General features: G+C 60.7%; 17 protein-coding genes. 10 read left to right on the forward strand and 7 right to left on the reverse strand.

The window, feature by feature from the left end; all coding sequences use genetic code 11:
- Nucleotides 1-98 precede the first annotated feature (98 nt).
- On the reverse strand, nucleotides 99-1,820 hold the full coding sequence (aceK, locus tag PSH57_RS21345; RefSeq protein WP_305385375.1) for a bifunctional isocitrate dehydrogenase kinase/phosphatase: 1,722 nt from the start codon (nucleotides 1,818-1,820) through the stop codon (nucleotides 99-101).
- A 130-nt stretch (nucleotides 1,821-1,950) separates the two neighbouring features.
- Here aceK and PSH57_RS21350 point away from each other — a divergent pair, with 130 nt between their 5' ends.
- Nucleotides 1,951-2,862, forward strand: a complete 912-nt coding sequence (locus PSH57_RS21350) for a DMT family transporter (RefSeq protein WP_305385377.1) — start codon at nucleotides 1,951-1,953, stop codon at nucleotides 2,860-2,862.
- A gap of 132 nt (nucleotides 2,863-2,994) precedes the next feature.
- On the opposite strand, the gene cysK is transcribed toward PSH57_RS21350, so the two are convergent.
- Entirely contained in the window at nucleotides 2,995-3,969 is a 975-nt protein-coding gene (cysK, locus tag PSH57_RS21355; RefSeq protein ID WP_305385379.1) for a cysteine synthase A, read from the reverse strand.
- Nucleotides 3,970-4,098: 129 nt separating this feature from the next.
- Here cysK and PSH57_RS21360 point away from each other — a divergent pair, with 129 nt between their 5' ends.
- The 3 genes from PSH57_RS21360 (at nucleotide 4,099) to PSH57_RS21370 (ending at nucleotide 7,585) form a co-directional block, all read left to right on the forward strand.
- A complete protein-coding gene (locus tag PSH57_RS21360; protein WP_305385382.1) occupies nucleotides 4,099-5,175 on the forward strand; it encodes a DUF748 domain-containing protein in 1,077 nt (358 codons plus the stop codon).
- Nucleotides 5,176-5,524: 349 nt separating this feature from the next.
- On the forward strand, nucleotides 5,525-6,370 hold the full coding sequence (locus PSH57_RS21365; RefSeq protein WP_003184225.1) for an AAA family ATPase: 846 nt from the start codon (nucleotides 5,525-5,527) through the stop codon (nucleotides 6,368-6,370).
- A gap of 36 nt (nucleotides 6,371-6,406) precedes the next feature.
- Complete coding sequence (locus tag PSH57_RS21370) at nucleotides 6,407-7,585, forward strand: vWA domain-containing protein (protein ID WP_305416076.1); 1,179 nt, start codon at nucleotides 6,407-6,409, stop codon at nucleotides 7,583-7,585.
- Nucleotides 7,586-7,902: 317 nt separating this feature from the next.
- Here PSH57_RS21370 and PSH57_RS21375 read toward each other — a convergent pair whose 3' ends face one another.
- From PSH57_RS21375 to PSH57_RS21385, 3 genes are read right to left on the reverse strand one after another with little or no spacing between them, the layout of a single operon-like run.
- Entirely contained in the window at nucleotides 7,903-8,445 is a 543-nt protein-coding gene (locus PSH57_RS21375; protein ID WP_305416078.1) for a DUF2937 family protein, read from the reverse strand.
- Between the two features lie 13 nt (nucleotides 8,446-8,458).
- Nucleotides 8,459-9,235 carry a class II glutamine amidotransferase gene (locus PSH57_RS21380; protein WP_305385383.1) on the reverse strand — a complete coding sequence of 259 codons (777 nt, stop codon included), beginning with the start codon at nucleotides 9,233-9,235 and terminating at the stop codon, nucleotides 8,459-8,461.
- A 33-nt stretch (nucleotides 9,236-9,268) separates the two neighbouring features.
- Nucleotides 9,269-9,778 (reverse strand): MFS transporter, encoded by a 510-nt coding sequence (locus tag PSH57_RS21385; RefSeq protein ID WP_305385384.1) that lies wholly within the window; start codon nucleotides 9,776-9,778, stop codon nucleotides 9,269-9,271.
- A 179-nt stretch (nucleotides 9,779-9,957) separates the two neighbouring features.
- Here PSH57_RS21385 and PSH57_RS21390 point away from each other — a divergent pair, with 179 nt between their 5' ends.
- Nucleotides 9,958-12,012, forward strand: a complete 2,055-nt coding sequence (locus PSH57_RS21390) for a S9 family peptidase (RefSeq protein ID WP_305385385.1) — start codon at nucleotides 9,958-9,960, stop codon at nucleotides 12,010-12,012.
- 229 nt (nucleotides 12,013-12,241) lie between these two features.
- The gene (locus PSH57_RS21395; protein WP_047228036.1) at nucleotides 12,242-12,715 is read left to right on the forward strand and encodes a cyclic nucleotide-binding domain-containing protein; all 474 of its coding nucleotides are present in this window, start codon (nucleotides 12,242-12,244) and stop codon (nucleotides 12,713-12,715) included.
- Between the two features lie 183 nt (nucleotides 12,716-12,898).
- On the opposite strand, the gene PSH57_RS21400 is transcribed toward PSH57_RS21395, so the two are convergent.
- Complete coding sequence (locus PSH57_RS21400) at nucleotides 12,899-13,183, reverse strand: hypothetical protein (protein WP_305385386.1); 285 nt, start codon at nucleotides 13,181-13,183, stop codon at nucleotides 12,899-12,901.
- Nucleotides 13,184-13,261: 78 nt separating this feature from the next.
- Here PSH57_RS21400 and PSH57_RS21405 point away from each other — a divergent pair, with 78 nt between their 5' ends.
- The 4 genes from PSH57_RS21405 (at nucleotide 13,262) to PSH57_RS21420 (ending at nucleotide 15,549) form a co-directional block, all read left to right on the forward strand.
- Nucleotides 13,262-13,948 (forward strand): spermidine synthase, encoded by a 687-nt coding sequence (locus PSH57_RS21405; protein ID WP_256231755.1) that lies wholly within the window; start codon nucleotides 13,262-13,264, stop codon nucleotides 13,946-13,948.
- A 48-nt stretch (nucleotides 13,949-13,996) separates the two neighbouring features.
- Nucleotides 13,997-14,371 carry a YajD family HNH nuclease gene (locus PSH57_RS21410; protein ID WP_003184246.1) on the forward strand — a complete coding sequence of 125 codons (375 nt, stop codon included), beginning with the start codon at nucleotides 13,997-13,999 and terminating at the stop codon, nucleotides 14,369-14,371.
- Between the two features lie 252 nt (nucleotides 14,372-14,623).
- The gene (locus tag PSH57_RS21415) at nucleotides 14,624-15,094 is read left to right on the forward strand and encodes an RNA methyltransferase (protein WP_305385388.1); all 471 of its coding nucleotides are present in this window, start codon (nucleotides 14,624-14,626) and stop codon (nucleotides 15,092-15,094) included.
- 77 nt (nucleotides 15,095-15,171) lie between these two features.
- Entirely contained in the window at nucleotides 15,172-15,549 is a 378-nt protein-coding gene (locus PSH57_RS21420; protein WP_256231756.1) for a YgaP family membrane protein, read from the forward strand.
- Nucleotides 15,550-15,924: 375 nt separating this feature from the next.
- Here PSH57_RS21420 and PSH57_RS21425 read toward each other — a convergent pair whose 3' ends face one another.
- A complete protein-coding gene (locus tag PSH57_RS21425; protein ID WP_305385389.1) occupies nucleotides 15,925-17,154 on the reverse strand; it encodes a hypothetical protein in 1,230 nt (409 codons plus the stop codon).
- Between the last annotated feature and the right edge of the window lies 1 nt (nucleotide 17,155).

Consider the following 17,155-nt stretch of genomic DNA (forward strand, 5'->3'; position numbering starts at 1 on the left):
GCCCGCGATGAAGTTGACGCGGTCTCCCAGGGACCGAGGCGACAGTATCGCGAGCAAAGCTTTGCTCCCACAGGTTTTTTGAGGGCGCTCTTACCGGGTTATTCGTTGTCCAGGTCTTTGCGCCGATACGGGAACACGTCGATCACCTTGCCCGCGCGAATCGCCTCTTGCAGGCTCTTCCAGTAATCGGCGTTGTACAACTCGCCGTGCAGTTGATCGAACAGCTTGCGTTGCCCCGCATCGGCGAACAGGAACGGTGGGAATTCTTCGGGAAAAACGTCCAGTGGCCCGATGGAATACCACGGCTCGGAGGCCATTTCGTCTTCCGGGGTCCGCGGCTGGGGGATGTGACGGAAGTTGGCTTCGGTGAGGAAGCAGATTTCGTCGTAGTCGTAGAACACCACGCGACCGTGGCGGGTCACGCCGAAGTTCTTGAGCAGCATATCGCCAGGGAAGATGTTGGCCGCCGCCAGTTGCTTGATCGCCAGACCATAGTCTTCCAGCGCCTCACGCACCTGGTCCTGGTTGGCGTTTTCCAGGTAGAGGTTCAACGGCGTCATGCGTCGCTCGGTCCAGCAGTGACGAATCAATACCGTGTCGCCTTCCACCGACACCGTGGACGGCGCCACGTCCAGCAGTTCCTCCAGGCACGCCGGTTCGAATTTGCTCAAGGGAAAACGGAAATCAGCGAACTCCTGGGTATCGGCCATGCGCCCGACCCGGTCGACGCTTTTCACCAGCCGGTACTTTTCGATCACGGTCGCGCGGTCGACGTTCTTCGACGGCGAGAAGCGGTCCTTGATGATCTTGAATACGGTGTTGAAGCCCGGCAGGGTGAATACGCTCATGACCATGCCGCGCACGCCAGGGGCCATGATGAACTGGTCGTCGGTGTTCGCCAGATGGTTGATCAGCGCCCGGTAGAACTCGGATTTGCCGTGCTTGTAGAAACCGATGGAGGTGTACAGCTCAGCGATGTGCTTGCCCGGCAGGATGCGCTTGAGAAAGCCGATGAATTCCGCCGGCACCGGCACGTCCACCATGAAGTACGAACGGGTGAACGAGAAAATGATCGACACCTGCGCCTCGTCGGTGATCAGCGCGTCGATCTGGATGCCCCGGCCTTCGCGGTGCAGCAGCGGGATGACCAATGGCCATTGGTCATCCTGGGTGTAGATCCGGCCCACCAGATAGGCGCCCTTGTTGCGATAGAGCACCGACGAAAACAATTCCACCGTCAGTTGTGGGTCCTTGCAGACCCAATCAGGCAGGTTCTCCCGCAACTGGGCTTCAAGGCGCTGCAAATCGCCCGGCAAGTCGGCGTAATCTTCGCTGAAACGGTAGTCGGCGAAGATGGCCGCCAGCATCCGGTCCAACTGGCCCTCTGGTTTGTAGATACGGGTCTGGGCGGCGCGAGCGCGGCGCAGACTGGGCCGGGTGGTATGGATGAACATGGTGCCGTCGCTGATCAGGTCATGACTGAACAACCCGCAGAAAATCGAGTTGTACCAGGTCTCGGACAGCTCATCGTCGAAACGCAGGTCGATCAGGCTGATGTAGGCGCTTTTGACCAGTGGCCAGCAACTGACATCCATCAGCGCCTCGGCTTCGAAGGCCTTGCGCAAATGGGCCACGGTTTCGAAGACTTTTTCTTCGTACAAATTGATCCGCGCCGCCGACGCCTCTTGCGCCTCCTGCCATCGGGCCTGCTCGAACCGGGCGCGGGCGCCATCGGTGATTTGCCGGAAATGCTCACGGTAATCGTCAAAGCCTTCGAGGATCGAACGGGCGATATCGGCGGCGGGCCATGGCTGCGGCATAGGGTAAACCTCGGCGGGTCATGCTTGTTATTGGCGACTGAGCTTAGAGGCCAATCGCGCGGCAACGCAACCATTGCCATCGGTCTTTAGCGGGGCGACACTTGCGACCCGATCAAGGAAGGAATGCGCTGTGAACCCCGTTGATATCCTGCGTTTGCTGTCATTGGCCGCCATCTGGGGAGCCAGTTTCCTGTTCATGCGCATTATCGCCCCTGTCATTGGCACAATCCCCACTGCATTTTTTCGCGTTTCCATCGCTTTTGTCGGGTTGCTGGTGATCCTGGCATTGATGCGTATCGACTGGAATTTTCGCGGCAAGCTGAAAATCGTGATGGTGCTGGGCCTGATCAACTCGGGCATTCCGGCAACGTTTTATTCGGTGGCGGCCCAGGTGCTGCCGGCCGGTTACTCGGCGATCTTCAACGCCACCACACCGTTGATGGGGGTGTTGATCGGCGGGTTGTTCTTCAGCGAAAAACTCACCATGGCCAAGGTCAGCGGCGTATTCCTGGGGCTGTTCGGCGTCGGCATCCTGACCGGTGCGGGGCCGGTGGCTTTCGACCTGCAATTGCTGATGGGCGCCCTCGCCTGCCTGCTCGCCACCACCTGCTACGGCTTCGCCGGGTTCCTCACCCGCCGCTGGCTCGACCATCAAGGCGGGCTGGACAGTCGTCTCGCGGCCCTGGGCAGCATGTTCGGCGCCACGGTATTTTTGCTGCCACTGTTTGGTTACAGCGTTATCAGCCAGCCGCCGGCCAGCTGGGGTGGCTGGAGCGTCTGGCTGTCGCTGCTGGGACTGGGCCTGGTGTGTACGGCGCTGGCGTACATTCTTTACTTCCGGTTGCTCAGCTCCATCGGTCCGGTCAAATCCATGACCGTGACCTTCCTGATCCCCCCGTTCGGCGTGCTATGGGGGGCGTTGCTGCTGGATGAGCCGTTGGGGATGGCGCACCTGTATGGCGGGGTGTTGATTGCGGCGGCGCTGTGGCTGGTATTGAAACCAGCGGCGGCAGCAAGTGCGGTGAAGGGGCCTGCAAGGTAGGGCATCGGCGCGGCGCAATAGGTCATCGCGGGCAAGCCTTGCTCCCACAGAAGCTCCCCCCACCACAACTTGCTCCCACAAAAGCTCTCCCCACCACAATAAGGTTCACTCACGAGTCGCAGGGGGACACGATTACTGCTGAGTCTCCTGCTCGGTAAACAGGTCGCTGAACAACATGCTCGACAGGTAGCGCTCGCCCGAATCCGGCAGGATCACCACGATGGTCTTGCCCTGCATTTCCGGCTTTTGCGCCAGGCGCACGGCCACAGCCATCGCCGCGCCACAGGAAATGCCGCAAAGGATGCCTTCCTCCTGCATCAAGCGCAGGGCCATGGCCTTGGACTCTTCATCAGTCACCCGTTCGACCTGATCGACGATCGACAGATCGAGGTTTTTCGGCACGAACCCGGCACCGATCCCCTGGATCTTGTGCGGGCTGGGCTTGATTTCCTCCCCCGCCATCGCCTGGGTAATCACCGGCGAAACCACAGGTTCCACCGCTACCGACAGGATCGGTTTGCCGCAGGTGTTCTTGATGTATCGCGAAACCCCGGTAATGGTCCCGCCGGTGCCAACGCCCGCGACCAGCACGTCCACAGCGCCGTCGGTGTCGTTCCAGATTTCCGGGCCGGTGGTTTTTTCATGAATGGCCGGGTTGGCCGGGTTATCGAACTGCTGCGGCATGAAGTATTTGGCGGGGTCGCTGGCCAGAATCTCGGCAGCCTTCTCGATGGCACCTTTCATACCCTTGGCCGGATCGGTGAGCACCAACTCCGCGCCCAAGGCCTTGAGGACCTTGCGTCGCTCGATGCTCATGGAAGCCGGCATGGTCAACATCAGCTTATAGCCACGGGCCGCGGCCACGAACGCCAGGCCGATACCGGTATTGCCCGAAGTGGGCTCGACAATGGTCATGCCGGACTTGAGCTTGCCCGAGCTTTCGGCGTCCCAGATCATGCTTGCGCCGATCCGGCACTTGACCGAGTAACCTGGGTTGCGCCCTTCGATCTTGGCCAGGATGGTCACGCCACGCGGGGCAATGCGATTGATCTGCACTAGTGGCGTATTGCCAATGGAATGGGCGTTGTCAGCGAATATGCGGCTCATGACTGGGTCCTTAATGCAGCGGGGATTTAGCGCTTAAAGGTATGCCTGTTGCCCATGGGCGTCCAGTTGCACCGAACGTTCCAGTTGTTACAACAGTCAATGGTTTAACAACGCTGGAGACTGACTGAGATGAAGCGTCGATACAGCTGGCCACTGTGGACTTTCGCCGCCATCGTTGCGGTGCTGGTGGCCCTGCATTTCACCTTGCCGCTCCTGGTGCGCGACTACCTGAACGACAAACTGGCCGACATGGGTGACTACCGCGGCCAGGTGGCCGATGTCGACCTGGCGCTCTGGCGCGGGGCCTACCGGATCAACGGCCTGGAGATCGTCAAGGTCGACGGCAAGGTCCCGGTGCCGTTTGTCGAGGCGCCACTGATCGACCTGTCGGTCAGCTGGCATTCGCTGTGGTACGACCATGCGGTGGTGGCCGAGGCGGAGTTCGTGCGTCCCGAGGTGAATTTCGTCGACGGCGGAGCCGACCGGCAGAACTCCCAGACGGGTCGGGGCACCAACTGGCGCGAGCAACTGAGCAAGCTGCTGCCCATTACCTTCAACGAAGTGCGGATCCGGGACGGCAAGGTGACGTTCCGCAACTTCAACTCCAAGCCGCCCGTGAACCTGCGGGCTATCGACGTCAATGCCAGCTTCTATAACCTGACCAACGTGGTCGACACCGAAGGCAAGCGCGACGCTCGCTTCGAGGGCAAAGCCCTGGTGGCCGAACATGCGCCGCTGGAGGTGCAGGCGACCTTCGACCCGTTGAGCGATTTCGAGGATTTCGACTTCCGTTTGCGCGCCAGCAACATCGAACTCAAGCGGCTCAACGATTTCGCCGCGGCCTATGGCAAATTCGATTTCAATGCCGGCCATGGCGACCTGGTGGTGGAGGCAGAAGCCGAGAACGCCCGGCTCAGCGGCTACATCAAACCGCTGTTGCGGGACGTTGACGTGTTCGACTGGCAGCAGGATGTGGAAAACGAAAAAAAGAACATCTTCCGTTCGGTCTGGGAAGCCTTGGTCGGCGCGGGCGAAACGGCCCTGAAAAACCAGCGCAAGAACCAGTTTGCCACCCGGGTGGAGCTCAGCGGCAATGTCCATCAACAGGACATCAGCGCCTTCGAAGCCTTCCTGCAGATCCTGCGCAACGGTTTCGTCCAGGCCTTCAATGCCCGGTATGAGCAGCCGCCGCCGTCGGCCGATTAGGGTGTTTGCGGCTTTTTTGTGGCAGAGAGTGCTCGCCGCGTCTTTGACGCCGCGCTGTCGCACAGGTCCTGTGGCGAGGGGATTTATCCCCGCTGGGCTGCGCAGCAGCCCCCAAACCAGGCAACTCGGTGTGCCAGGAAGATTGAGTTCATTGCTTTAGGGCTGCTCCGCAGCCCAGCGGGGATAAATCCCCTCGCCACAAGACTGAGTCAACATGTGACGCCCCATTCAGAGACTGAATACAGCGTCTGCGTTCACAGTCGGCGGGGCGCCGCGTTATAGTCAGACACGACATTTATTTCGCGCGCCCCGCCTCGTCAGGCCGGCGACACGTTCGAGGAAACTGCAGATGAAGTTCGAAGGCACCAGCGCCTACGTGGCCACCGATGACCTGAAGCTGGCCGTCAATGCCGCCATCACCCTGGAGCGTCCCTTGCTGGTCAAGGGCGAACCGGGCACCGGCAAGACCATGCTGGCCGAACAACTGGCTGAATCCTTCGGTGCGCGCCTGATTACCTGGCACATCAAGTCCACCACCAAGGCCCATCAAGGCCTGTACGAGTACGATGCGGTCAGCCGCCTGCGGGACTCGCAGTTGGGCGTGGACAAGGTTCACGACGTGCGCAACTACCTGAAGAAGGGCAAGCTCTGGGAAGCGTTCGAGTCCGAAGAGCGGGTGATTCTGCTGATCGACGAGATCGACAAGGCCGACATCGAGTTCCCTAACGACCTGCTGCAAGAACTCGACAAGATGGAGTTCTACGTCTACGAGACCGATGAAACCATCAAGGCCAAACAGCGGCCGATCATCATCATTACCTCCAACAACGAAAAGGAACTGCCGGACGCCTTCCTGCGCCGTTGCTTCTTCCACTACATCGCCTTCCCCGACCGCGTCACCCTGCAGAAAATCGTCGACGTGCATTACCCGGACATCAAGAAAGACCTGGTCAGCGAAGCGCTGGACGTGTTCTTCGACGTGCGCAAGGTGCCGGGCCTGAAGAAAAAACCTTCCACCTCCGAACTGGTGGACTGGCTCAAGCTGCTGATGGCCGACAACATCGGCGAAGCGGTGCTGCGTGAGCGTGATCCGACCAAGGCCATTCCGCCCCTGGCCGGCGCCCTGGTCAAGAACGAACAGGACGTGCAACTGCTCGAGCGCCTGGCGTTCATGAGCCGCCGTGGCACCCGCTGAACCCTCTTCGTTTCAACAAGAGCGAGGGCGATTGCCATGCTGCTTAACCTGTTCAATGAAATGCGCGCCGCCAAGGTGCCGGTGTCGGTGCGTGAACTGCTGGACCTGATCAACGCTCTGAAACAGCGGGTGATCTTCGCCGACATGGACGAGTTTTATTACCTGTCCCGGGCGATCCTGGTGAAGGATGAACGGCATTTCGACAAGTTCGACCGGGCCTTCGCCGCTTACTTCAATGGCCTGGAGAAACTCGATGATCATCTCCAGGCGCTGATTCCCGAAGACTGGCTGCGCAAGGAATTCGAACGCTCGCTGTCCGACGAAGAGCGGGCACAGATCCAGTCCCTGGGCGGCCTGGACAAGCTGATCGAAGAATTCAAGAAGCGCCTGGAGGAACAGAAGGAGCGCCATGCCGGCGGCAACAAATGGATCGGCACCGGCGGCACCAGCCCGTTCGGCTCCGGCGGGTTCAACCCCGAAGGCATTCGCGTCGGCGACGCCGGCAAGCGCCAGGGCAAAGCCGTGAAGGTCTGGGACCAGCGCGAATACAAGAACCTGGACGATCAGGTGGAACTGGGCACCCGTAATATCAAGGTCGCCCTGCGCCGCCTGCGCAAGTTTGCCCGCCAGGGGGCCGCCGAAGAGCTGGATATCGATGGCACCATCGACCATACCGCCCGGGACGCCGGCCTGCTGAATATCCAGATGCGCCCGGAACGACGCAACACCGTCAAGTTGCTGTTGCTGTTCGACATCGGCGGCTCGATGGATGCCCACGTAAAAATCTGCGAAGAACTGTTCTCGGCCTGCAAGACCGAGTTCAAGCACCTGGAGTATTTCTACTTCCACAACTTCGTCTATGAATCAGTGTGGAAAAACAACCTGCGCCGCACCTCGGAGCGCACCTCGACCCAAGACTTGCTGCACAAGTACGGTGCCGACTACAAAGTGATCTTCATCGGTGACGCCGCCATGGCCCCATATGAAATCACCCAGGCCGGCGGCAGCGTCGAGCACTGGAACGAAGAGCCGGGGTATGTCTGGATGCAGCGCTTCATGGAGAAGTACAAGAAGCTCATCTGGATCAATCCTTACCCGAAGGACACCTGGGGCTACACCGCGTCGACCAACATCGTGCGCGAACTGGTGGAGGACCGGATGTTCCCGCTGACCTTGCGAGGGCTGGAAGAAGGGATGCGGTTGCTTTCCAAGTAAGATTTTTTCTGCCCTTCAGGGCAGAGCAGGCTCACCGCCACACCGGATCTTCGTCACACATGGACTGGCGCAACGCTATTGTGGCGAGGGGATTTATCCCCGCTGGGCTGCGCAGCAGCCCCCAAACCAGGCAAACCGGTGTGCCAGGAAGATTGAGTTAACTGCTTTAGGGCCGCTGCGCAGCCCTGCGGGGATAAATCCCCTCGCCACAGGACCTAGTTCACTGCGCGACAGCGCAGCGTCGCAGACGCGGCGGCCACTCCCTCGCCACAAGAAGCCACCTGGCCGGTCCAAACAAAGCCCTTTGATTCAAGCGATTACAACCCGCGCAAATCGCGCTCTTCAATCGGTCGGCTCTGGCGCAGACGCCTGCCGCCCAGCACCACCCAGTCGATCAGGCGGAACAGACACTCCAGGCCGAACGACAGCAACATGGCGCCACTGAGGCCCCAGATCATCGCCTCTGGGGTCAGGAGGATCTGGTAGCTGTAGCCATTCCAGGTTTCCTTGCGAATCTCCGGGTCGGCGGCCAGCGCCACTTGCAGCAAGCGGATGTACCACGGACCTTGCATCGCCTGGAATTGCTTGTCCAACGCCTGCTGACGGACGAGCAAGGTGTTCAGGCTGTCGGCATCACTGCGAAAGATCGGGTCTTCGCTGGCACGGTAATGAGCCACCAACGCCTGCATGTCGCCTTTGAAAAACTGATTGGCGGTGCCCTGGAAACCTTGCAGCCCGGTCTGCGCTTCGATCAGGTGCGCCTCGACCCGCTTGGCGTAATCACTGATGAAACCAGGCACCTGCACCCCCACCAGCAAGCCTACCGCGAACAACACCAGCCGTAGATAACTGAGCAACATAATCATGACGTCCTTATTCGGTCTGGCCGTGGCTGACGCATTCGCCGCGCCGCCACAGGCTCCATTGGCCCGGTTCGTAGCGGGTCCAGGTTTCGTTTTCGGTCAAGGGTTCGGTGGCAATTACCGTGACCACGTCGTTGGGCGTGGTTTCGGCGTGGAAATCCACGATCACGTCGACATCCTTGAGCCGCGCCGGGCCGAACGGCGCGCGACGGGTAATCTGGGCCAGTTTGGTCGAGCAATAGCAGAACAGCCAGTCGCCATCACTGAGCATGCAATTGAACACGCCCTTGCTGCGGTATTCGGTGCAGGCCTGGATCAACGACGGCAACAGTTGCTCCACCACCACCGGTTCCGGGAACGCCTGGCGCACGCGGTTAAGCAAATCACAGAACGCCGCCTCGCTGTCGGTATCGCCCACCGGACGATAGAAGCTTGCGCCCGGCTGGAAATCGGCGAGTTGACCATTGTGCGCGAAGCACCAGTTGCGGCCCCACAACTCACGCACGAACGGGTGGGTGTTGGACAGGCAGACCTTGCCGACATTGGCCTGGCGGATGTGCCCGATCACCACTTCGCTCTTGATGGGATAGCGCTGCACCAGGTTCGCCACTTCCGACTCGCTGCTGGCGGCCGGGTCCTGGAACAGGCGCAGGCCACGACCTTCATAGAACGCGATGCCCCAGCCGTCCCGATGCGGTCCGGTCTTGCCGCCGCGCTGCATCAGCCCGGTGAAGCTGAATACGATATCGGTCGGCACGTTGGCACTCATGCCCAGTAACTCACACATGCTCGGACCCTCGCTTCAATGGGGCAAGCCTGGTTACAGCCGCGGTTCGATACGCGAACGCTGAGGGTTGCTCGGTACTGGCGGGCGACCGTAACGGTCATCACCCGCCACGCCGAACGGTTGCTCATCCTGCTGCTCATCCTGTAGCTCATCAGCTGCGGCGGCGGCTTTGGCGGCAGCGGTTTTTTCCTTGCGAGCGCTGGCCGCACGCTCGATGGGGAAGCGGATCAGCACGACAATCAAATAGAGACCAAAGGCGATCATGCCGTACATGAACAGATCGGACACAGCACGCCAGGCGTTGTTGCCGACCTTGAACAGTACGTCCAGGGCGACGATGGCCAGGGCCGGGGCAACCTGTTCCTTCACGGGGTCGACGATAGTGGGGCTGAACAGCAACACCGCCATCAACAGGCGCAGCGGCTCGCGCAGCCAGCGCCAGATCCAGCGGGTCATGCGCATCCATACCAACAGGCAGCCCAGGGCGGCGAAGGCATAGAGGCCCCAGGCGATCAGATAGTCGTTCTCGGTCATGGTGTCCATGGCAAGGCAGGCAAATAGGCGCTTATAGTAACGGCTTTTCGCTCGTCAGGCTGCCCCGGCGTCTGTCGAGTGGTCTGTGCCGCGGTATCTGTCGGTTAATTTCTGGCGCCGACGGTGGCTGACAGAACTAACCACAGCGACCACCAGTCCCTATTTCGTACAATGTTCGAGAGCCTTTCATGCCCCTATCTGCCCACGTCTGCAACGCCCCGATTGCCCGCCGGGACGCCGGCGTTGACCCCTACGCCTGGCTGCAGGAGCGCGACACCGACGCCGTGCTCGACTACCTCAAGGCTGAAAACAGCTATCAGGACGCGCAACTGGCTGACCAGGGCGAACTGCGCGAAACCCTGTTCCAGGAAATCAAGGGCCGGATTCTGGAGACTGATCTGTCCCTGCCTTCGCCCTGGGGTCCGTACCTGTATTACACCCGCACCACGGCCGGAGACGAATACCCGCGTCACTACCGCTGCCCGCGTCCGGTGGATGACAGCCTGACCGTGGATGAAAGCCGCGAACAATTGTTGCTGGACCCTAACGTGCTGGCTGGCGGTGGTTTCTTTTCCCTGGGTGCCTTCAGCATCAGCCCCGACCACCAGCGCCTGGCCTACAGCCTGGACACCACCGGCGACGAGATCTACACCCTGTTCGTCAAGGAGCTGGCCAATGACAAAGTCAGTGAACTGTCCTTTGAGGATTGCGACGGCAGCATGACCTGGGCCAATGACAGCCTGACGCTGTTCTTTGGTGAGCTGGATGACACCCATCGCCCGCACAAACTCTTGCGCTATCGCCTGGACGGAACGGCTGCCGAAGAAGTGTTCCACGAGCCGGACGGGCGTTTTTTCCTGCATTGCTACCGCTCAAGTTCCGAGCGGCAGTTGATCCTGTCCCTGGGTAGTAAAACCACCAGTGAAGTCTGGGTCCTGGACGCCGCACAACCAGACCAGCCTTTCACCTGCCTGGCGCCACGGGTGGAAAACCATGAATACGACGTCGACCATGGCTTGCTCGATGGTCAGTGGAGCTGGTTGATCCGCAGCAACCGCGACGGGATCAACTTCGCGCTGTACCAGGCCCCCGACACGGGCCTGGCGCCGACCGAGGCCGACTGGCAGAACCTGATCCCCCACAGCGACACAGTGATGATCGACGGCCTGAGCCTGAACGCCAGCGCCATGACCCTGAGCCTGCGTGAAGGCGGCCTGCCAATCATCGAGGTTCACCCGCAAGGTTTACCAGCGTATCGGGTGCAACTGCCGGACGCGGCCTACAGCCTGCATGTGCAGAACAGCCTGGAATTCGTCAGCACCCGCATTCGCTTGCGCTACGAGGCGCTGAACCGTCCGGCACAGATCCGCCAATTGGATCTGACCAGCGGCGAACAGGTCGTACTCAAGCAAACCCCGGTCCTCGGCCCATTCGACGCTGATGACTATGTAAGCCAGCGGCTGTGGGCGACGGCACCGGACGGCACGCAGGTGCCTATCAGCCTGGTGGTCAAGCGCCAAGCCCTCGGCCAGCCGGTGCCGCTGTACCTGTATGGCTACGGCGCCTATGGCGAGAGTCTTGATCCGTGGTTTTCCCATGCGCGGCTGAGCCTGCTTGATCGCGGCGTGGCATTTGCCATTGCCCATGTGCGTGGGGGCGGTGAACTGGGGGAAGCCTGGTATCGCGCCGGCAAGCAGGAGCACAAACACAACACCTTCAGCGACTTCATCGCCTGCGCCGAGCATTTGATCGCCAACGGTGTCACCCGCGCCGATCAACTGGCGATCAGCGGCGGCAGCGCCGGTGGCTTGCTGATCGGCGCGGTGCTCAATCAACGGCCGGATCTGTTCAAGGTCGCGATTGCCGAAGTGCCGTTCGTCGATGTGCTTAACACCATGCTCGACCCGGACCTGCCGCTGACCGTCACCGAATACGACGAGTGGGGCAATCCCGAAGAGCCGGCCGTCTATGATCGGATCAGGGCCTACGCCCCGTACGAAAACGTCAGCGCCCAGGCGTATCCGGCGCTGCTGGTGATCGCCGGTTACAACGACAGCCGCGTGCAGTATTGGGAAGCGGCCAAGTGGGTGGCAAAATTGCGCGCCACCAAGACCGATGACAACCCCTTGCTGCTCAAGACCGAACTGGGCGCCGGCCACGGCGGAATGAGCGGGCGCTACCAGGGGTTACGTGACGTAGCCCTCGAATATGCATTTGTTTTGAAGGTTTTGGGATTGGTCTGAGGAACTCTGTGGCATGGCTGGGTCTTAGCTCCATACGCAGGGCTCTGATACCACCATCCAATGTGGGACGAGCCTTTGTGGGAGCAAGGCTTGCCCGCGATGGCATCAGCTTGATCTGACAGACAGACCGAGTCGTCTGTATCGCGGGCAAGCCTTGCTCCCACAAAGGAATCGCCTTACATCCAAACCCTTGCAACCGCACCAGCCACAAGAAAAAGACCGTGACGCCATGTCAGAACCCACTTTACTGAACAACGAAATCCGCGACTGGCTGATGGACTGCGGTCTGTTTGACCAGTTACAGCCTGTCGACTTCGCCGCGGCGTCGGGCTACTTCAGCATCAGCGCCATTGCCCAAGGAGAAGCGATTTTCCGCGAGGGCGATGCCGGCAGCTTCATGTGCATCATCCATTCAGGGCAGGTGGCCGTGCAGAAAACCGGCCCCGACGGCCAACCCGTCACCATCGCCACGCTGCGCAGCGGCCGGGCATTCGGGGAAATGGCGGTGCTTGACGGAGAACGGCGCTCGGCCAGTTGCATCGCCGCCAGTGATTGCCAATTACTGAACCTGGGCAAGGATTCCCTGGAAAAAATGCTCAACGATGCACCGAAGATCGCCGCCAAAATCATCCGCGCCCTCGCCGTCTCCCTGTCCAAGCGCCTGCGCATGGCCGATGGGCAGTTGCTGTCGCAGCAGGTCTGACTCGCTCTATCAGTTGAAACACAGAACCTGTGGGAGCAGCCCTGTGGGAGCAAAGCTTGCTCGCGATAGCGGTGTTGCCTATGCCGACGTCATCGCGAGCAAGCTTTGCTCCCACAGAGTTCACCGCAATGCCCGAACCCCCAGGGTTTTGCCATTCAGTTATTTCACCGACTGGCTTCAGACCTACCCCCCCGGCGATTTGGCCTTCGCGGGTTTCGGCTCCAGGCCCGGTATCGGCTGGTCCTTGGGCGGCTTGGGCATTTCAATTGGCGGTAGCAACGGCGGTCCGCTTCCGGGGCCGGGCGTAGGTACGCCGCTGGGCGTGACCGGTGGGTATGGCATCGGTGTGGGGGTGCCGGGCGAACCGGGAATGCTCGGTGGGTTCACCGGAATCGTGGGCTGCTGGGCCTGCGCCCAACTTATCGAGAGCGCTGCCAGGGCAATGGCCGTTAGAATGGTGCGCTTCATCAATGGCTCCGTGGCTATTGTCTGTCTTCAGGCTAGTCCTTACCGCGCCGCTTTGCCCCTCCTTTGCATGAGACATCCATGAAACGTTTCGTTCTACTGGACACCACCCCCATCCCTGATAACGGCGGTGCCCTGTGCCTGTTCGAGTACGGCGACGACTTCGTCATCAAGATCCAGGGCGGTGACGGCGGCCAGTTGATGAATACGCGCATGCACGGCTCCGAAGACGCCCTGGCAGAGATTCCTTGCCGCAAGGTCGCCGGCCGTCCCGGCTCGCGCGTACTGATTGGCGGTCTCGGCATGGGTTTCACGCTGGCCTCGGCCCTCAAGCACCTGGGCAAGAGTGCCGAAGTGGTGGTGGCCGAACTGGTGCCCGGCGTGGTGGAGTGGAACCGCGGCCCTTTGGGCGAAAAGGCCGGTCGACCACTGTCGGACCCGCGTACCGTGATCCGCATGGAAGATGTCGCCAAGGTGCTGCAAGCCGAACCCCAGGGCTTTGATGCCATCATGCTGGACGTCGACAATGGTCCCGAAGGCCTGACGCAGAAAGCCAACAGCTGGCTGTATTCAGCCGGTGGCCTGGCGGCCTGCGCCAAGGCCCTGCGACCCAAGGGTGTGCTGGCGGTATGGTCGGCCAGCGCTGACCGGCAGTTTTCCGACAAACTGAAAAAGGCCGGCTTCAAGGCCGAAGAAGTGCAAGTCTTCGCCCATGGCAACAAAGGCACCCGCCACACCATCTGGATTGCCGAGAAGCTCAAGGGCTGAGCTAAACTCTGCTCAACCGTCATCAGTCTTTTTTACAAAGGTGAACCCATGAGTTCGTCAACGCCACCGTCCAACACCGCCAAGCTGGATCGCATCCTGGCCGATGCCCAGCGTGACCGGGAAATGGGTTACCGCGACAAAGCCCTGAAAATGTACCCCCACGTCTGTGGCCGTTGCGCCCGTGAGTTTTCCGGCAAGCGCCTGAGTGAACTGACCGTTCACCACCGCGATCACAACCACGACAACAACCCGCAGGACGGTTCCAACTGGGAACTGCTGTGCCTGTACTGCCACGACAACGAACACTCGCGCTACACCGACCAGCAATATTTCGGCGACGGCTCCCTGAGCACCCCGAAAATCGCCAAGGCGACCCACAACCCGTTCGCAGCGCTGGCCGGGCTGATGAAAAAAGACGAGTAGCCTGCCATTGTGGCGAGAGGATTTATGTGGGAGCAAGGCGTGCCCGCGATGAAGCCGATGCGGTCTTTCAGAAACCGCGGCGGCTGTTTCGCGAGCAAGCTTTGCTCCCACAGGATTTTGTGAACAACACGAATCCACTGTGGGAGCGAGCCTGCTCGCGATGGCGATCTTCAGAGCAATACATCACCAGAACCGAGCCCAGCCCGGACATTCCCCGTATAATCGCGCCTTTTCCCCAAAGGCGCCCCGCCCGTGGCCAACAAACGCTACAGCTGCATCGGTTTGTTCAACCCCAAATCTCCGGAAAACGTCGGTTCGGTCATGCGTGCCGCCGGCTGCTACGGCGTGGCGTCGGTGTTCTACACCGGCAAGCGCTATGAGCGCGCCGCGGACTTCGTCACGGACACCAAGAAAGTCCACTACGACATCCCGTTGATCGGCATCGACGACCTGAAAAAAATCCTGCCCCTGGGCTGTGTGCCGGTGGCCGTGGAACTGGTGGAAGGCGCTCGCCCGTTGCCTGAATACACTCACCCGGACCGGGCGCTGTATATCTTCGGCCCGGAGGATGGCTCGCTGGATAAAGACATCCGTGACTGGTGCGAAGACGTGGTGTACATCCCCACCACCGGTTGCATGAACCTGGCAGCCACGGTCAACGTCGTGCTGTACGACCGCATGGCCAAAGGCAACAACACCCGTTCGGGGCCGCAACTCCGCTGATCGGTGCGAAATCCGATTGAACGAGGGAATTGCTCGGGCAGTCAGTTTTATACCAATCCCCACACCGGAGACAGATCATGAGCGATAACAATCCGTTCGAGCCGATTGAGACCACCCCTTTTCAATCCCATAGTTCGCAGAACGTGCATGGCTGGGAACGCGTTGGCTCATTGGCCGGGGGCGTGCTGATGATGGGCAAGGGCTTGCGTCGAGGCGGTGTGATCGGCCTGGCTCAACTGGCCATTGGCGGCATGGCCCTGGCGCGAGGCATCACCGGGCACTGTTCGGCCAAGACTCTGCTGGAAAAAAATCGTCAGAACCTGCACCACGCCCGTGCCCGGATCGAGCAGGCCGGTGAAGAGTTGAGCCGCATGAAGGCCAGTGCCGAGGCCGCGACCGGCACGGCTACGGTGACAGGGAATGATTCGTTGAATTCGCCGAAGGTTGGGCTCTGACTTTGCAGTGGGGCTGATGGCCTCATCGAGGGCAAGCCTTGCTCCCACAGGATCGAGTTGAATTCGCCGAAGGTTGGGCTCTGACTTTTGCGGTGGGGCTGATGGCCTCATCGCGGGCAAGCCTTGCTCCCACAGGATCGAGTTGAATTCGCCGAAGGTTGGGCTCTGACATTTGCGGTGGGGCTGATGGCCTCATCGCGGGCAAGCCTTGCTCCCACAGGATCGAGTTGAATTCGCAAGGTTGGGCTCTGACTTTTGCGGTGGGGCTGATGGCCTCATCGCGGGCAAGCCTTGCTCCCACAAGATCGAGTCGTACCAAATATTTCATCCGGCAAAGATCCAGTGTGGGAGCAAGGCTTGCCCGCGATAGCGGTATTACTGAAGTAACTTGCTATCCAGAACGGTGGAGCCCCCGCCCAATACACTTTCACTGAGTTGCACAAACTCCCGGGTATCGACCGTCTCCAGACGCATGGCGGCCTGCAGTACGTCATCAAGCGAGCGCTTGTTGCGGGTTTTCAAACGAATCTCGCGGTCCAGTTCCTGCAACAGCAACACCGCCTTGGCCACCGTCGCCGGGCGGATCTGCTCGCCGCGCAAGGTGGTGACGCTTTTGCTGTCCCGAGCGAGCCGGTCATTCAGGCTCTGGTAGCGCTCATCACTCATACCCCCGGCCCGGCGCAGCAATTCGATGGCGTAGTACTCGGCCAGCCCTTCGCTGATCCAGTCACTGCGCTCACGATCGTTGACGCGCACCAACATCTGCACCAGCTCCCGCAACATCGGGCTATTGCCGCGTTCGTTGACCAGAGGGAGGCGACTGTGCAGATAAATCGATTCATGCCCGGCCCGGGTACCACGCCACATCGGGTCTGACGCACCGATGATCAGCAGCTTGCCGGGATGACGCGGCACCAGCGCCTGCACCTGCGGCCAGACGAACGTCAGCAGCGTCAGCACATCCATTCGGCGCATGCCCTGGCCTTGGGGCGAGGCCACCGTCACCTCGGTTTCTCCCAGGCGCGTGCGGCGGCTGCCGAGTTTTCCGGCGAGCATCCAGCCGGTGGGGCGATCGAACAGCCGCGCGGGATTGTCGATGCGAAAGCGTTGCTTGCCGATGCGCGGCCAGGGCGTTTCGATGCTCTTCCAGCCTTCAGGCAGTTCAAACTCCAGACGTGCAACCAGCTCGACACCGTCCTGCTGGTCGAGCCGGGCCGATGGCACCAGGTCATCGCCGCGCAGCAAGGCCCAGCCGGGAGACATGCGGGTTTCGAAAGTGCCATTCTTGCGGGCCTGGCTGATGCGCACGCGATAGGTCAGGCTCGCCTTGTCAGCGGTCGGACGCCAAACACCGCGTGTTTCCTTGCCGGGGATGAGTTGCCATTGCCCGTCGGCCTTGAAGTGGCTGTAGCGGCTGCCATCGCCGAGATCGAAGTCCAGGCTGCGCACCGCCGAGCCCCGTGCCAATGTCAAGCGCACTTCGGCCTGATCGCTTTGCGGCAACAGATGCACGTGATAATCCAGATCGACTTTCTGCGCCGCCCACAGCGGCCCGCACACCGCCAACAACCCGGCTGCCAGTATCCGTTTCAATCCTGCCGCCATG

It is taken from the genome of Pseudomonas hefeiensis (assembly GCF_030687835.1).
Taxonomy (GTDB): domain Bacteria; phylum Pseudomonadota; class Gammaproteobacteria; order Pseudomonadales; family Pseudomonadaceae; genus Aquipseudomonas; species Aquipseudomonas hefeiensis.

Excerpts from the sequence above, each read along its gene's own strand:
- cysK (WP_305385379.1), bottom strand. The coding sequence starts at position 3,969 with ATGAGCCGCATATTCGCTGACAACGCCCATTCCATTGGCAATACGCCA.
- PSH57_RS21400 (WP_305385386.1), bottom strand. The coding sequence starts at position 13,183 with ATGAAGCGCACCATTCTAACGGCCATTGCCCTGGCAGCGCTCTCGATA.
- PSH57_RS21375 (WP_305416078.1), bottom strand. The coding sequence starts at position 8,445 with ATGTTGCTCAGTTATCTACGGCTGGTGTTGTTCGCGGTAGGCTTGCTG.
- PSH57_RS21425 (WP_305385389.1), bottom strand. The coding sequence starts at position 17,154 with ATGGCGGCAGGATTGAAACGGATACTGGCAGCCGGGTTGTTGGCGGTG.
- PSH57_RS21395 (WP_047228036.1), top strand. The coding sequence starts at position 12,242 with ATGTCAGAACCCACTTTACTGAACAACGAAATCCGCGACTGGCTGATG.
- PSH57_RS21370 (WP_305416076.1), top strand. The coding sequence starts at position 6,407 with ATGCTGCTTAACCTGTTCAATGAAATGCGCGCCGCCAAGGTGCCGGTG.
- PSH57_RS21360 (WP_305385382.1), top strand. The coding sequence starts at position 4,099 with ATGAAGCGTCGATACAGCTGGCCACTGTGGACTTTCGCCGCCATCGTT.
- PSH57_RS21385 (WP_305385384.1), bottom strand. The coding sequence starts at position 9,778 with ATGGACACCATGACCGAGAACGACTATCTGATCGCCTGGGGCCTCTAT.
- PSH57_RS21420 (WP_256231756.1), top strand. The coding sequence starts at position 15,172 with ATGAGCGATAACAATCCGTTCGAGCCGATTGAGACCACCCCTTTTCAA.
- PSH57_RS21410 (WP_003184246.1), top strand. The coding sequence starts at position 13,997 with ATGAGTTCGTCAACGCCACCGTCCAACACCGCCAAGCTGGATCGCATC.
- aceK (WP_305385375.1), bottom strand. The coding sequence starts at position 1,820 with ATGCCGCAGCCATGGCCCGCCGCCGATATCGCCCGTTCGATCCTCGAA.
- PSH57_RS21365 (WP_003184225.1), top strand. The coding sequence starts at position 5,525 with ATGAAGTTCGAAGGCACCAGCGCCTACGTGGCCACCGATGACCTGAAG.
- PSH57_RS21380 (WP_305385383.1), bottom strand. The coding sequence starts at position 9,235 with ATGTGTGAGTTACTGGGCATGAGTGCCAACGTGCCGACCGATATCGTA.
- PSH57_RS21390 (WP_305385385.1), top strand. The coding sequence starts at position 9,958 with ATGCCCCTATCTGCCCACGTCTGCAACGCCCCGATTGCCCGCCGGGAC.
- PSH57_RS21405 (WP_256231755.1), top strand. The coding sequence starts at position 13,262 with ATGAAACGTTTCGTTCTACTGGACACCACCCCCATCCCTGATAACGGC.